The organism is Shewanella indica (assembly GCF_002836975.1).
Taxonomy (GTDB): Bacteria; Pseudomonadota; Gammaproteobacteria; order Enterobacterales; family Shewanellaceae; genus Shewanella; species Shewanella indica.
Genome location: NZ_NIJK01000054.1, coordinates 90334 through 104719, shown reverse-complemented (window position 1 = coordinate 104719; position 14386 = coordinate 90334). Strand labels below are relative to the sequence as shown.

The following is a 14386-nucleotide window of genomic DNA, read 5'->3' as shown; positions in this document are numbered from 1 at the left end:
TGGTATTGAAGCTACCGCAATTAGCCGAAGTAACTGTCGTCGAAGGCCATGATGGATTCACTGGCCGCGGCAATTTGACGCCGATAGCCACTGGCGCTGCTGACATAGTAGTCCATAAAGAAAGCCGCCGAGGCCAGTTTGCCGGCATAGAAACCGTCGGCATCATCTGCCAGCCCGTCGAGCGCCAGCTCGGCCATCCGTGCCCAGATCCACGCCAGCGCAGCTGTGCCAAACAGCTGCATATAAGGCATGGAGGCCGCGCCCAGGTTGTCGGGATTTTTCATCGCCAACTCCATCAGGCTCTGGGTAGCGCGCTGCAGATCCGTTGCCGCCTGACCCAAACCTTCGAGCACCTTGGCAAACCGGGGCTCTTGAGCGGCCTTGGGTTTGGCGCCTTCGATAAAGGCCTCCACCTCTGCGGCCCAGAGTTTCAGCGCCGCCCCCTTATCCCCCATCAGCTTGCGCCCCACCAGATCCAGCGCCTGCACGCCATTGGTGCCTTCATAAATCATCGCGATACGGGCATCACGGACAAACTGCTCCATCCCCCACTCATGGATATAGCCATGGCCGCCAAACACCTGTTGGGCATCGACACAGGCGCTGAAGCCTCTATCTGTGATAAAGCCTTTGACCACAGGGGTAAACAACGCCGCCAACGCCTTGGCTCTGGCCTTTTGTTCGGCATCCTGATGGCGCTCAGCTTCATCGAGCCACAGCGCCTGCTGGCCGATAAGAGCGCGGGCGCCCTCATTGAAGACTTTTTGCGACAGCAGCATCCGCCGCACATCGCCGTGCACCAGAATAGGATCGGCATTTTGCTCCGGCGCCTTGGTGCCGGACAGTGCCCTTCCCTGAACCCGCTCTCTGGCGTAGGCCAGCGCGTTCTGGTAAGCGATTTCAGAGACGCCCAGCCCCTGAACCCCAACACCCATGCGCGCCTGGTTCATCATGGTGAACATGGCTCTGAGGCCTTGATGAGGTTCGCCCACCAACTCGCCTTTGGCGCCGTCGAACAGCATCACACAAGTGGAATTGCCGTGAATACCCATCTTATGCTCGAGGCCGCTGGCCTTGACATTGTTAGCCTCGCCCAGGCTGCCATCTTCCTTGACCCAATACTTGGGCACGGCGAACAAACTGATCCCCTTCACCCCGGCCGGTGCATCGGGCAACCTGGCCAATACCAGGTGCACTATGTTTTCGGCCAGATCGTGATCGCCACTGGAGATAAAGATTTTCTCACCGCTGACAAGATAGCAACCGTCAGTGCCGGGCTCGGCCTTAGTACGCAGCAGCGCCAGATCGGTACCGGCATGGGATTCGGTCAGATTCATGGTGCCGGTCCACTCGCCGCTCACCAGTTTGGGCAGATATTTGGCCTTGAGCGCCTCGGAGCCATGGGCAAAAATGGCACTGTAAGCACCGTGGGTCAGCCCGGGATACATGGCAAAGGCCATGTTGGAGGAGGTCTGCATTTCGGTGGCAAAAATACCCACAACTTCCGGCAAGCCCTGACCACCGAACTCGGGATCACAGGTCAGCGTCGGCCAGCCGTTGTCCACATACTGGCGGTAGGCATCGATAAAGCCCTCGGCGGTTTTCACCCCATCGGCTTCCAGACGACAACCCTGCAGATCGCCGACACTATTAAGCGGCAGCATCACCCCAGTGCTGAAATCGGCCATGCCTTCGAGAATGGCATTGACCAACTCAGGGTCAATTTCATCGAACCCCTGCAGCTTTGGCTGCTGATAAATATCCAGTAACTGTTCAAGAATAAAGCGGTAATCCCGCATCGGCGGCTGATAACTTGCCATATGCTTATTTCCTTTTCCCTGTGATTGATGTCTCACCTTAGCCAATTCTGAGTAAAAACTCAGCACCTCTGACCAGTTTTATATCACTTTTTTTTAATACAAGAACAGCGCTCTGCGTAAATTCGCTTGAACAGCCTCTTATCTCGGGCTGTAAAACTTTGTAAGCTAGGGGCATTATCCTGTTCGCCCGCTAAAGGAATCCTGCATGGCCAGCGTCAACACCCGCAAACACCCTAATGGTCTGGACTATATCGAAATCGATACCCCACTCTGCTACGGCCGTATTTTTTTACAGGGTGCCCAGATAGACAGCTTTGTGCCCAAAGGCAAGGCGCCGCTGCTGTGGGTTTCTCCTGCCGATGACTATCTACCGGGCAGTGGTATTCGCGGCGGTATTCCCGTCTGCTGGCCCTGGTTTGGCATGCATGCCAATGAGGGCTGGCCCCAGCATGGCTTTGCCCGCACCCGGTTGTGGCAACTTGAGCGAACTCATATCAGTAATGAACGGGTAGAGCTGAGCTTTGTCCTTAAGCTTAGCGACGAGGACAGACGTTACTGGCCCCACGATACCGAGGTGCGGCTGGACTTTGTCCTCAGCGACAGCCTCAGGGTCAGCCTGATTAACCGCAACCTGAGCGAGCAAAACGTAACGCTGACCCAGGCATTGCACAGTTATTTCCCCATCGGCGATATCCACCAACTGCGCGCTACCGGCTTTGCCGGCAGCCAGTATATCGAGTTTGGTGAAGGTCCCTATGCACAAGTCGAAGACGAAGTGCGCTTTGAGCGCGAAACCGACCGGGTTTACACCGGCTTGTCTGAGCTGCAAAAGCTGCATACCCCCAACGGCACTATTCTTGTCAGCCGTGAGCAGAGCCACTCGGCAGTACTTTGGAATCCCTGGATAGACAAGTCCAAGCGGCTGGCCCGTTTCCAAGAGCAGGATTACCTGTCTATGGTCTGCCTGGAAGCCGCCAATGTGCTGGAAGATAAACTGGTGCTCGGCCCCAAACAGAGTCACACTCTGACCACAGAAATTCGCTGGCAGGAGTGAGCGGCCAAGGCCGGGAAACACCAATGAGGTATCGACTCCCAAGCAAGAAACGCCTGACTGTCTGGGCTGTTGGCCTGTTGCTTCTGCTGGTGCTGCTTCCGGGTGCCCTGCTTGTGGGGCTGGCTTGGTCCCTGTATGAAAGGCCGCAGTGGCTGCTGCCGCATATTAATCAATATCTGGCTGCGCAAGATATTCGTATCGACGAGTTGCGCCTGGCGCCTGAAGGCTGGGACAGACTGAGCTTCGATTACCTTAAGCTTGATTACCAGGGCAGCGAGCTTGAGTTTCATCAACTCAGGCTCCAGCTCAAATCGCCTGTCAGTGCCAAACGGATTTGGCAATTACTGACAGGCGAAGCATCGACGCCGCCCCCTGGCTCCATCGACTGGTTGATGGCGCAACTTCAAAAGGTCAGCTATCGAGACGCCGGTTTTAGTTTGACGCCTGAACTACTCTTGCCCGGCGGTGATGATGGCGGTCAGAGTCTGGCACTGGACTTGAACTCTGTGCCCGAAATAGCCCTGGGGCCGACCCGAATAAGCCTGCAACGCGTGGCCGGCGTAGCCGATACGCCCAATACGTCGCTGACCTTGGATAAGGCAGGTAATACCCAAAGCTTTACTCTGCTGCTGCAAAAGTTGCAGTTAAGCCCTTCCGGGCAACTGGTTACTGAGCTGGCCACCCGGTTACATGGAGGGCTACAAGAGACTCACTCAGGAACTCAAACAAGACAAGAGACGCCGCTGCTGGCATTAACCGCCGACTTGAAAGCCAAACTCGCCAACGGTGCCCCTGCCTGGCGACTGACCAGTCAACTGCATCTCAAAGCGCTGCAGCAGGCGCTGGCAAGTGTTGAGCAGGATCCGGCCGCAGCGCCCCTTGTCAGCGCCTTTAAACTTGATGAAATAGTGAATGCCGAGCTAATGCCGAGCCTTGGCGGAGATCTCTTCTCACAACTGACTCTGGATTTGACCCAAGGCAACATAGACTCGCGCCATTGCTGGTTGGCGCCGACTATTGCCATGCCGGGACTCGAGCAAGTGGCGCTTGAGATAACACCGCTGCCCCTGGAAGCTAAGGCACACAATTCATTGGCCGATAGCCCTCTGTGCCCAAGTTCCGGCGCTGCAGCCAGCTTCAGTGCCAAGGCCAGTGCAAATGCCAGGGTTGAGGCTGAGGTTGAGGATAGTGATGGCGCAGGGTTGCGCTTTCGCTTTTCGGGCTCCACCAGCGAGCAGCTTTTTGAGCTGGCGCCGCTGAGACTCACGCTTTCAACCACTCCGGCTCAGCGCCAAGCGCTGCTTGCCTTGCTCGCAGCAAACTCCCCATCGGCGCAAGCATCAGCAACCAAGGCCGCAGAACTCGAATCGCAATTGGCGCAGCTGCAGCAAGTCCTGGCGCAAGAGCCAGCTGAAAAAAACCAAGTTTCCCCCCTTATCGCCGCAATTGAGCTGGCGCTTGAACAAGGCCTCGACGCCGAATTCAAACCCGCCAAGGACAACAATACAAAGGGCAATGCGGCAACGGGCAATGAGACATCCATGCGAGTGTCGCTGCCGAATCTGACAGTGCGGCCGCTACTGCCCGCCCTGATGACAGAGAAGCAGCAAGCGTCATTCGGTGCGCCAATTAATCGGCCAAGAATTGCGGAATTGAGCCCGGCAGCGCTCAGTAATGGCAAGCGGCCGAGTTTGCAGCTGTCCTTTGAAAACCTGCAATTGCAACTGCCAAAGGCCGCAAGAGCACAGCAAGACACTTCTGTTTCTTTGCCGCAAAGCGCCAAGCCTCAAGGGTTAAATTCGCCGGGCTTTGGCTTATCAAGCTCTGGTTTATCAAGCTCTGACTTCTCAAGCTCTGGCTCATCAGGCTCAAGTTCACCAAACTCAAAGCCCTTGTCGGCCGAGCAGCGACTCGAACTGGCGCTGCAACAGGCCATTCAGGGGCTGCGACTCAGCCTTGAGCAGCTGCCACTGGAACAAGCAAGCACAGACTGGCGCCTTGAAGCCTCCCTGCCGAGCGGTTTTCGTTGGCAGTCGGCTGTAGCTGAATTGCAACTCAATCAGGGCGCATCAATGGCGCTTAGCGGTAAGCTGGCACTGGAGCCGACAAGCGAAGGGCAACAACTGGACTTCAGCCTCGCGGCCAATCCCGGCTTCAGCACAGGCGCCATTCAAGCCGGTATAGAGGATAAAAGTATCCAACTCTCCGGCTTTAAGTTATCACTGCTGGCCCCGCTCAGTGGCAGCTTCAACCAGGGCAAACTTAAGCTGTCTTTGCCCGCAGTCAGCAGCCAGCTGGGTGAATTGCAGGCTAAAAGCGGGCCGCTGGCACTGTCGATTGCCCAAACCTCACTCCTGAGCCCCGGACTCAGTCGAACCCTGGACGCCAACCTAAATCAAAAACGGCACTTGCCACTCTTGAGCCAACTCTTGGATGAGCGTTTTGCCAGTCGTCTGAATCTGGCCTTCGATGGGCTCAACTTAAGCCAAACCCGGCATACCAAGCTCGGACCTCGCACCGAAACCCTGCTCAATCTGGGCTATGGCAGCTTCAGCCAAACCATTGACTGGCAGGATAACCGTCTTATCAGTGAAGAAAACTGGCAACTGGATAATATCCCGCTTCACAGCCGCCACGACTTTATGCCCATCTGGCCCAAGCGGGCCAAAGATCCGCTTGGCTATCGCTTGAACAGTCGCTGGACCCTGGATACGGATCTCGCTGATATCAAGGCGCTGGCGGCCAAGAACCTGCCCTTGCCTCCTGAGTTGGTACTCAGGGGCGAGACCCATATGATTGCCGACCTCAAGCTCGAAGGGCTTGGGCGAGCGCTGCAATTGCAACTGGATTTCAACCCGCTGCTGTCGGATCTCTCCGGCAGTATCAGTCAGTTACCATTTGAAGGCGCCAACTTGTCGGCATTGTGCCGCTTGACACTGGCCAAGGAAGCCAAGGCGCCGGCAGAGGCCGAACTCAACTGTCAGCAGCTCAAGGCTTCGGTACAGGCCTTCAACCCCGGAGTGCTGTTGACCAACCTGGGTTTAGAAGGCCAGCTCAGCCTGACCCCTGAACTCGACAGCAACCAAAGCACTCAAGCCAAGCTGTTGCCCGGGTTTCGGGATGCCGATATTCAGGTGCGCGGCCAAGGCGAGTTACTCAAGGGACAAATGCTGCTGCCCAGCTTCCGCTTGCGGCTCAACGCGCCATCCAATGCTTATTTGGTGTTGCAGGGCCTGAGCCTGGAAGAACTGTTGGCCATCCAGCCTCAGGAAGGCATCTACGCCGACGGTATTTTCGATGGTGTCTTGCCGGTATTTATTACCGACGGCCAGGTCTCAGTCAAAGGCGGCCGCCTGGCGGCCCGTGCCCCCGGCGGACTTATCAAGGTCGGCAATAATCCGGCTGTCGCCCAAATGCGCGCCGGCCAACCCTATCTGGACTTTGCCTTTTCCACCCTCGAACACTTGCAATATTCTACCCTGGCCAGCACTTACGATATGGCACCGGATGGTGAGGCCTGGCTCAAGGTTGAAGTAAAAGGTCAGGCCGAGGGGATTGAACGCCCTATCCACTTGAACTACTCTCATGAGGAGAACATGCTGCAGCTCCTCAGGAGTCTGACCATAGGTGACAAGCTTCAAACCCAAATTGAAGCTTCCATGCAGTGAGGACACAAAAGGACATGAATGTGAAACAGACTAAATTTCTGCTGCCGCTGGCTGCAGCCTTGCTGCTGGCGTCGGCTTGTACCCCAACGGTCAAGATTGAGCCACCGGATAAGCCAATCGTTATCAACCTGAATGTGAAAATCGAACATGAAATTCGCATTAAGGTCGATAAAGAGTTGGATCAGCTGCTGACCAATGATGAACTCTTCTAAGGTGCCAGAATTCGCGAAAGGAAAACACAGATGAAAACCAAGTTGATGACCCTGACTGCCGCCCTGTTGATGAGTTTCTGCGTCTTTGCCATAGGTTTGCAGGACGCCAAGAGCCAAGGGTTGGTAGGTGAACAGCAAAACGGCTATTTGGGTGTGGTCAAATCCAGCGCCGAGGTGACGGCACTGGTTAAGGATGTCAATGCCAAACGCCGGGCACACTATGAAAAAATCGCCCGTCAAAACGGGATTTCCGTGGATGATGTTGCCAAACTCGCCGGCGCCAAGGCGATTGCTGCCGCCGACAAAGGCCATATAGTGCAGGATGCTTCCGGCAAGTGGGTTCGTAAATAACAAACCCGATAGCATCAACCGGATGTATAATGCCGTTCAATCAGTTTGAACGGCATTTTCTTTTACTGGATTAGCTTCCAGTTTCGTTCAATTGAACCTTGGTAATTCTCTCTCAACAAACTGTAAGCTTCACACACGTCTGGCAGTGATGCACAGTAAACAACCCATGCACCATACTGCCATTCTTTAGCGCCTTGTCATACTGGGTTGGGAATATCAATAAACTCATGCTCCAACTCAAATTCATGCGCTAAATGTTCCCCCAGCGCCTTGATGCCGAACCTCTCCGTAGCATGGTGGCCGGCTGAGAAGTAATGGATCCCCTGCTCCACGGCGCTGTGGAAGGTACGCTCAGAAACTTCACCACTGATAAAAGCATCAACTCCCAGTGCCGCAGCAGTATCGATATAATCCTGGGCACCACCTGTACACCAGGCCAGTTTCTGTATGCTTCTGTCACCGCCATCCAGATGCAGGGGGACTTGTCCCAAACACTGCTCAAGCATGGCACTCAGGTCTTTGGCCGTCATAGGTGAGTCCAGTACGCCTTGCCAAAGCAAACCTTGAGCGACGGTTTCCACCGCCTCAGGCTCAATGACGCCAAGCACCCGGCCCAATTCGGCGTTATTGCCGAGCATGGGATGGGCATCAAGCGGCAAGTGATAGCCAAACAGGTTAATGTCGTTGAGCAGCAAGGTCTTGATCCTGCGCTGTTTCATTCCAGTCAACACTTCGGGTTCATTTTTCCAGAAGAAACCATGGTGCACCAATAGGGCATCGGCACCGGCTTCAACGGCCCGGTCAATCAATGCCTGACAAGCGGTCACACCTGTGACTATCTTGCGAATTTCGGCCTTGCCTTCAACCTGAAGACCGTTGGGGGCATAATCGCGAAACTGGTCCAGTTGTAAAAACTCGTGCAGATATTGTTTGAGTTCCTCTCTTTGCATAGGGTTCCCTGTCGATTCGGTTGCAGATATATGTCGCTATTCTAGCACAGCAAGCCCTTGGGTTGAGGTCACAAATCTTAAGCCAGATTGCCGGTTTCAGTCCCCAAAGCGACCAAAAGCTGCGCCCTTGGGCACAAGTTTGTTGCTTTTTGGCCGGCAAATTGGACATTGCCAACCTTTGACTTATAAAATTATCGCAAACCTCCAAGTAACTCTAAAAATAAACAGGTTATGATTATGGCAAAACTGACCAAAGAAGAAGTTATCAGCTCACTGCAGCAAGCCCTCAGTAAGCAACAGGGCAAAGCAGTGACCATTGAGCAAAATGGCAGCTGGTACAAAATCGATGGCGGTAAATCACTTCGTTTCGCTGAACTGGAACAGATGTTGGCGGATAGCGCCAAATCGGCCAAGGCTGAAGCCAAACAGGAAAAACCCAAGGCGGCCAAGCCAGCAATAAAGGCAACACCAAAGCAGGCAGCGCCTGCCCTAGCCGACGGCCAAGGGGGCAAAACCCCCAAAGAGCTGTGGCGTGAAAAACTGGCAGCCGGTAATCACAAACTGCCTCGCGGTTTTTAATTACTCCATCCAAAACAAAGGCGCCTAACGGCGCCTTTGTTTTATCTGTTATTGGCTCAAAGTCTACACTGTCATCTCACATAGCCAGGTCAACCCGGACGCTGCCCTGCAGATAAACCACCCGCACTTCATCGCCCACCTTGAACGTCATGCCGGGATCTTCATCCTGTATGATCATCACCTGGGTTTCATCTTCCTGGCGTATCATCAACTCCACCAGCTTGAGCTCACGATAGTAACTGCTATTACCATATTGATGACCAATGCCGGCGCCGAGTAGAGCGCCCAGAGCGGTTGCCACATCCTGACCACTGCCACCGCCGAACTGATGACCAATCACGCCACCGAGTAAGGCACCGCCAAAGGTTTTCCAGCCGCGATTTCTGTCTTCCATCAGCTGTTTTTCGGTAATTTTTCGTACCGACTCCACTTGGCCGTAGAGCACTTTTTCCACCGGTTGTGCCTGGTTTCTGTCATAACCGGCATAGAGGGGCTGGGTTCCCGCTGCAAGGGACAATGAGAGCAGCAGCATTGCATTCAGTATCAGTTTCCACATAGCTGTTTTTCCGCTAACTTATAAGAAGGCCCTAAGCAGAATCATACGCAATTGTGAACCTACTGTCTTTTTTAAATCATGAATTGGATCCTTTCCCGTCACCGGAACTGGCACTGACGGATCCCAATGGCCTACTGGCCATTGGCGGCGACCTGCATCCCAAGCGGTTACTCAACGCCTACTACGAGGGAATTTTCCCCTGGTTTAATAGTCAAGATCCCATCCTCTGGTGGTCACCGGATCCCCGCGCGGTTTTTGTTCCGGGCAGCATCAATATCTCCCGCAGTCTACGCAAGTATCTGAAAAAGCAGGATTGGACTGTCAGTATCGACCGAGCCTTTGCCGATGTGATGGCCGGTTGTGCCATGCCGCGAAAAGATCAACCCGGCACCTGGATAACCGAAGAGATACGTCTGGCCTACCAGGAGCTGCACCACTTGGGTCATGCCCACTCCTTCGAGGTCTGGGACAATGGTCGACTGATAGGTGGCCTGTATGGCCTTGCCATAGGTCAGGTGTTTTGTGGCGAGTCCATGTTCCACCGCAAAACCAATGCCTCCAAGGCGGCCTTTATCGCCCTGCATCAATACGCTCTCAAACAGGGCTTCAGACTGATTGATGCCCAAGTGATGAATCCACATCTGGAAAGCCTCGGAGCCAAGAGTTTAAAGCGCAAAGATTTTCTCGTACTCTTGAGACAATTCAGGGACGGCAATCTCGCCAAGGATTGCTGGCAAACCGACGAGGTCAAACTTGCACTCTGATAACCATGCCATTGCCATAGGCCTCAGCCAACCCTTTGCCTGCAGTTACCTGAGCGGACAACAGGAGCAATTATTGGTGATCCAGGAGGATGAGCTGGACTTGTCACTGTTTGAGCGCCTGTTGGCACTGGGGTTTCGTCGTAGTGGCAGCGCCATCTACAAGCCCCGTTGCCCCCACTGCAACGCTTGTCAGCCCATCCGAGTTCCCCTGGATGAATTTCGCCTGTCCAAAAGACAAAAACGCACCCTGGCCAAAAACCGTGACCTGCACTTTCGAATAGTTACCGAGGAAACCCCGGCTCACTATCCCCTCTATGAGCGTTATATCTGTGCCCGCCACAGTGACGGCCCCATGTATCCTCCTAGCGAAGAGCAGTACCGGCATTTTCTCGCCTGTGAGTGGCTCAGCCCGGTGTTTATCGAACTTTGGCATGGTCAGCGACTGGTTGCCGTGGCGGTGACAGATCTCCTGCCCCAGAGCCTGTCAGCCATCTACAGCTACTTCGACCCGGACTACAGCGACCGCTCCCTCGGGATCTTGCTGGTACTGCTGCAATGCCGCCTGGGCAAATTGATGTCGAAATCGTTCCTCTATTTGGGATATCAAATAGATAACCACGACAAAATGGGTTACAAGCGACTCTACCGCCCCTATGAGATCCTCGGCGTTCAAGGCTGGCAGAAAAGCGACAATCACTGAGGCCTCCCCTTTACAGCCGCTGTAATTTGCGGCATGATACGGCGGTTTTTTACATTCGAGGCTAACGGGATAACTGATTAATGGCGAAAGAAGACAACATTGAGATGCAAGGGACTATCCTTGAAACCTTGCCAAATACAATGTTTCGGGTTGAACTGGAAAACGGTCACGTTGTGACTGCTCACATTTCCGGTAAAATGCGTAAAAACTACATCCGAATCCTGACCGGTGACAAGGTCACTGTGCAGCTGACTCCATACGACTTGAGCAAAGGGCGTATCGTCTTCCGCTCACGCTAAGATCCCAGTTATTTCTCAAAAGCCGGCTGTGCCGGTTTTTTTGCTGGTGAGCCCATGGGGGCGACCCACTGCGCAGCAGGCGCACCTGGCCTGCCGTTGTCTATCCAGACATCAATGTGTCGGATAAGGGTCAGGATTCAGAATAAAAATGGCTGCCATTGGCAGCCATTTTTTTGTTGTAATTCAGCTTATCAAGAGATCTTCTCCGGCGCTTCCGTATTGATCTCCAGTTCGCCATCTTTGACATCCACATGGGCGATGCCACCGGACTCGAGTTTGCCAAACAGGATTTCATCGGCCAGCGGTCGTTTCAGCAGATCCTTGACCACTCTGGCCATAGGTCTGGCCCCCATGGTCTTGTCGTAACCTTTCTCTGCCAACAAGGTTCTGGCCTCATCACTGACTTCCAGCGTCACCCCTTTCTGATCCAACTGTGCCTGCAGTTCGACCAGGAACTTATCCACCACCTTGGCGATAATGGTCATATCCAGATGGTTGAACCAAATGATAGAGTCGAGACGGTTGCGAAACTCTGGCGAGAACACCTTATTGATCTCCGACATCGCATCCAAGCTGTGATCCTGCTGCTTGAAGCCAATGGACTTACGCACAGTTTCCTGCACCCCGGCGTTGGTGGTCATCACCAGGGTCACGTTGCGGAAATCCGCCTTGCGGCCGTTGTTATCGGTCAAAGTACCGTGATCCATTACTTGCAGCAGCAGGTTATAGATATCCGGATGCGCCTTCTCAATTTCATCAAGCAGCACCACACAATGAGGTGTCTTGATCACGGCATCAGTCAGTAAACCGCCCTGATCGTAGCCGACATACCCCGGAGGCGCGCCAATCAAACGCGACACAGTATGGCTTTCCATATACTCTGACATATCGAAGCGGATAAGCTTGAGCCCGAGGCAAGCCGCCAACTGGTTGGTCACCTCAGTCTTACCCACCCCGGTAGGACCGGCAAACAGGAAGCTCCCCACAGGTTTGTTTTCATTGCCAAGACCACTGCGTGCCAACCGAATCGCCGCGCTGAGACTCTCTATCGCCTTGTCCTGGCCGAACACTACCATCTTCAGGTTACGCTCCAGGTTCTTCAGCAAGTCCTTCTCGGAGGACGTCACTGTTTTTTCCGGGATCCTGGCCATCTTGGCTATAATGGCTTCAATTTCGCTCTGGCCCACGGTTTTCTTGCGTTTGCTCTGTGGCATCATTGCCATCCGCGCACCGGCTTCGTCTATCACATCTATGGCCTTGTCCGGCAAGTGCCTATCGTTGATATGCTTATCCGACAGACTGGCGGCGCTGGCCAAGGCCGCCAGGGTATAACGCACCCCGTGATGTTCTTCATAACGGCTCTTAAGCCCCTGCAGGATCTTGGTGGTTTCGGCCACTGAAGGCTCGTGAATATCCACCTTCTGAAAACGCCGCGCCAATGCCCTGTCCTTCTCAAAGATGCTTTGATATTCCTGAAAAGTAGTGGACCCCATACAGCGCAGATTACCGCTGGAGAGCAAGGGCTTGAGCAGGTTGGATGCGTCCATCACCCCACCGGATGCCGCCCCGGCACCGATAATGGTGTGGATTTCATCGATAAAAAGAATCGCATTCTGATCCGCTGTCAGCTCTTTAAGCAGACTCTTGAAGCGCTTCTCGAAGTCGCCCCGATACTTGGTGCCGGCCAACAGCGCGCCAAGATCCAGAGAGTAAACTGTTGCTTCGCTGATCACCTCTGGCACAGACTCATTGACTATCCGATAGGCCAACCCTTCGGCAATGGCAGTCTTTCCGACGCCGGCCTCGCCCACCAACAGCGGGTTATTCTTGCGGCGACGGCAAAGAATTTGAATCGAGCGTTCAATTTCGTTGTCGCGGCCGATAAGCGGGTCTATCTTGCCCTGCTTGGCCATCTCATTGAGATTGCTTGCAAACTGAGCCAGCATGCTGCGCTCTTCTGTGGCTTCTGATTGATCTTCCAGGCTTTCCTGCGACCCTGGTGCATCGGCCTCATCGTTCTTGGCAAAGCCGTGGGAAATATAATTCACCACATCCAGACGGGTAATGTCGTACCGGCGCAGCAGATAAACCGCCTGGGACTCCTGCTCACTGAAAATGGCTACCAGTACGTTGGCGCCGGTCACCTCATTGCGGCCTGACGACTGCACATGAAATACAGCCCGTTGCAGCACCCGCTGGAAACCCAGTGTCGGCTGAGTCTCACGCTCATCATCGGGATCGCTGATAATAGGTGTGGTCTGGGTAATGAAGTTGGCAACCTCCTCTTTGAGGCGGTCAATGTTGGCGCCACAGGCGAGTAAAGCATCCCTTGCGGCAGGGTTATCGGTCAGCGCCAGCAGCAGGTGCTCAACCGTCATATATTCGTGACGGGCATCTCTGGCTTGCTGAAATGCCAGGTTCAAGGTCACTTCAAGATCTTTGTTCAGCATACGCACCCCCTAAAAAACTACAGAGACAGGCTGGTTAAGCTTCCTCTAACGAACACAGTAACGGATGTTGGTTTTGTCTTGCAAACTGATTCACCTGAACCACTTTGGTTTCGGCTATCCCAAATGGGTAAACACCGCAAACCGCTTTTCCCTGATGATGTATGGTCAACATAATGTCCGTGGCTTCCTGTTCGTTCTTACGAAAGAACAACTGAAGTACCTCCACAACAAAGTCCATTGGGGTATAGTCATCGTTGTTCAGAATCACTTTATACATAGGAGGCGGTTGCAGTTCCTGCTCAACCCCTTCCTCCACGCGCTCTATCTGTCCAGTCTTACCCATGATTCAATATTAGCCTCTCAACTTGGCTTCTACCAACACTATGCCCGGCCATGTTTCAAAGTACCGTTTGGCAGGTCCTGGGCGGTATTGCCCTTTGTCACACTATACTCTGGCGCGGCGGCGCTTGTCTAAGGCGTTTCTAACTCATGCTTATTTTTCAATCGGTTAAAATTGATTCAATATAATAAAGTGAGTAAATATCCAGACACTTCCATTGAAGAAAAGCTCCCAGTGGCAAACTAAGATTCCAGCGAAACCATATGCAATGTTGTTTTTTTGTTAATTTCGGCTTGACATCCAGCAACACTACTTACATTCTGTTATCTGAGCACCTGCTGAAGTGCTCAAAAGTTGTACTATCTTACTGGGAAGCAGACAATAGAAGGAAGTGGAAGTATGGCAAGCGGAACTGTTAAATGGTTCAACAACGCCAAAGGATTCGGGTTTATCTGCCCTGATGAAGGTGGTGAGGATGTTTTTGCGCACTATTCAACCATTGAAATGGAAGGCTACAGAACTCTAAAAGCAGGCCAACCTGTTGAATTTCAAGTTGAGAAGGGCCCGAAGGGTATGCATGCCTCGGCTATCTCTCCTGTTAAATAACCGGGCGAATAGAGATGAAAAAAGGCGGGGTCATCCC

At 53.6% G+C, this 14386-nt stretch carries 14 protein-coding genes; 9 read left to right on the top strand and 5 right to left on the bottom strand.

Annotated features, from left to right (window positions below):
• Positions 1-20 precede the first annotated feature (20 nt).
• On the bottom strand, positions 21-1820 hold the full coding sequence (locus CX650_RS19425) for an acyl-CoA dehydrogenase C-terminal domain-containing protein (RefSeq protein WP_101096774.1): 1800 nt from the start codon (positions 1818-1820) through the stop codon (positions 21-23).
• Positions 1821-2025: 205 nt separating this feature from the next.
• On the opposite strand from CX650_RS19425, the gene CX650_RS19420 reads away from it, so the two are divergent.
• Genes CX650_RS19420 through CX650_RS19405 form a run of 4 tightly spaced genes read left to right on the top strand, consistent with a single transcriptional unit; the run spans position 2026 to position 7105 of the window.
• Entirely contained in the window at positions 2026-2874 is an 849-nt protein-coding gene (locus CX650_RS19420) for a D-hexose-6-phosphate mutarotase (protein WP_071475856.1), read from the top strand.
• 23 nt (positions 2875-2897) lie between these two features.
• Complete coding sequence (locus CX650_RS19415) at positions 2898-6542, top strand: intermembrane phospholipid transport YdbH family protein (RefSeq protein ID WP_101096773.1); 3645 nt, start codon at positions 2898-2900, stop codon at positions 6540-6542.
• Between the two features lie 38 nt (positions 6543-6580).
• Positions 6581-6754, top strand: a complete 174-nt coding sequence (locus CX650_RS19410) for a YnbE family lipoprotein (RefSeq protein WP_224866993.1) — start codon at positions 6581-6583, stop codon at positions 6752-6754.
• Between the two features lie 30 nt (positions 6755-6784).
• The gene (locus CX650_RS19405) at positions 6785-7105 is read left to right on the top strand and encodes a YdbL family probable chaperone protein (RefSeq protein WP_039033385.1); all 321 of its coding nucleotides are present in this window, start codon (positions 6785-6787) and stop codon (positions 7103-7105) included.
• Between the two features lie 197 nt (positions 7106-7302).
• Here CX650_RS19405 and CX650_RS19400 read toward each other — a convergent pair whose 3' ends face one another.
• Positions 7303-8055: a Nif3-like dinuclear metal center hexameric protein gene (locus CX650_RS19400; protein WP_101096772.1), complete on the bottom strand. Its 753-nt coding sequence runs from the start codon at positions 8053-8055 to the stop codon at positions 7303-7305.
• Positions 8056-8292: 237 nt separating this feature from the next.
• Here CX650_RS19400 and CX650_RS19395 point away from each other — a divergent pair, with 237 nt between their 5' ends.
• Positions 8293-8634, top strand: coding sequence for a hypothetical protein (locus CX650_RS19395; protein WP_101096817.1), 342 nt, complete (start codon positions 8293-8295; stop codon positions 8632-8634).
• 76 nt (positions 8635-8710) lie between these two features.
• On the opposite strand, the gene CX650_RS19390 is transcribed toward CX650_RS19395, so the two are convergent.
• A complete protein-coding gene (locus CX650_RS19390) occupies positions 8711-9190 on the bottom strand; it encodes an outer membrane lipoprotein (protein ID WP_101096771.1) in 480 nt (159 codons plus the stop codon).
• A 53-nt stretch (positions 9191-9243) separates the two neighbouring features.
• On the opposite strand from CX650_RS19390, the gene aat reads away from it, so the two are divergent.
• The 3 genes from aat (at position 9244) to infA (ending at position 10953) form a co-directional block, all read left to right on the top strand.
• The gene (gene aat / locus CX650_RS19385) at positions 9244-9954 is read left to right on the top strand and encodes a leucyl/phenylalanyl-tRNA--protein transferase (protein WP_071475861.1); all 711 of its coding nucleotides are present in this window, start codon (positions 9244-9246) and stop codon (positions 9952-9954) included.
• The gene (locus CX650_RS19380) at positions 9944-10654 is read left to right on the top strand and encodes an arginyltransferase (protein WP_101096770.1); all 711 of its coding nucleotides are present in this window, start codon (positions 9944-9946) and stop codon (positions 10652-10654) included. Before aat ends, CX650_RS19380 begins: the two co-directional genes overlap by 11 nt.
• 80 nt (positions 10655-10734) lie before the next feature.
• Positions 10735-10953: a translation initiation factor IF-1 gene (infA, locus tag CX650_RS19375; protein ID WP_005500725.1), complete on the top strand. Its 219-nt coding sequence runs from the start codon at positions 10735-10737 to the stop codon at positions 10951-10953.
• A gap of 191 nt (positions 10954-11144) precedes the next feature.
• Here infA and clpA read toward each other — a convergent pair whose 3' ends face one another.
• Both clpA and clpS read right to left on the bottom strand, forming a co-directional pair.
• On the bottom strand, positions 11145-13403 hold the full coding sequence (clpA, locus tag CX650_RS19370; RefSeq protein ID WP_071475863.1) for an ATP-dependent Clp protease ATP-binding subunit ClpA: 2259 nt from the start codon (positions 13401-13403) through the stop codon (positions 11145-11147).
• Positions 13404-13437: 34 nt separating this feature from the next.
• Entirely contained in the window at positions 13438-13746 is a 309-nt protein-coding gene (gene clpS, locus CX650_RS19365) for an ATP-dependent Clp protease adapter ClpS (protein WP_025011177.1), read from the bottom strand.
• Positions 13747-14142: 396 nt separating this feature from the next.
• Between clpS and cspD the strand changes: the two genes are divergently transcribed.
• Positions 14143-14349, top strand: coding sequence for a cold shock domain-containing protein CspD (cspD, locus tag CX650_RS19360; RefSeq protein WP_025011178.1), 207 nt, complete (start codon positions 14143-14145; stop codon positions 14347-14349).
• Positions 14350-14386: the final 37 nt, after the last annotated feature.

Coding starts and splice junctions, on each gene's coding strand:
- CX650_RS19425 (WP_101096774.1), bottom strand. CDS start 1,820: ATGGCAAGTTATCAGCCGCCGATGCGGGATTACCGCTTTATTCTTGAA.
- CX650_RS19420 (WP_071475856.1), top strand. CDS start 2,026: ATGGCCAGCGTCAACACCCGCAAACACCCTAATGGTCTGGACTATATC.
- CX650_RS19415 (WP_101096773.1), top strand. CDS start 2,898: ATGAGGTATCGACTCCCAAGCAAGAAACGCCTGACTGTCTGGGCTGTT.
- CX650_RS19405 (WP_039033385.1), top strand. CDS start 6,785: ATGAAAACCAAGTTGATGACCCTGACTGCCGCCCTGTTGATGAGTTTC.
- CX650_RS19400 (WP_101096772.1), bottom strand. CDS start 8,055: ATGCAAAGAGAGGAACTCAAACAATATCTGCACGAGTTTTTACAACTG.
- CX650_RS19395 (WP_101096817.1), top strand. CDS start 8,293: ATGGCAAAACTGACCAAAGAAGAAGTTATCAGCTCACTGCAGCAAGCC.
- CX650_RS19390 (WP_101096771.1), bottom strand. CDS start 9,190: ATGTGGAAACTGATACTGAATGCAATGCTGCTGCTCTCATTGTCCCTT.
- infA (WP_005500725.1), top strand. CDS start 10,735: ATGGCGAAAGAAGACAACATTGAGATGCAAGGGACTATCCTTGAAACC.
- clpA (WP_071475863.1), bottom strand. CDS start 13,403: ATGCTGAACAAAGATCTTGAAGTGACCTTGAACCTGGCATTTCAGCAA.
- clpS (WP_025011177.1), bottom strand. CDS start 13,746: ATGGGTAAGACTGGACAGATAGAGCGCGTGGAGGAAGGGGTTGAGCAG.
- cspD (WP_025011178.1), top strand. CDS start 14,143: ATGGCAAGCGGAACTGTTAAATGGTTCAACAACGCCAAAGGATTCGGG.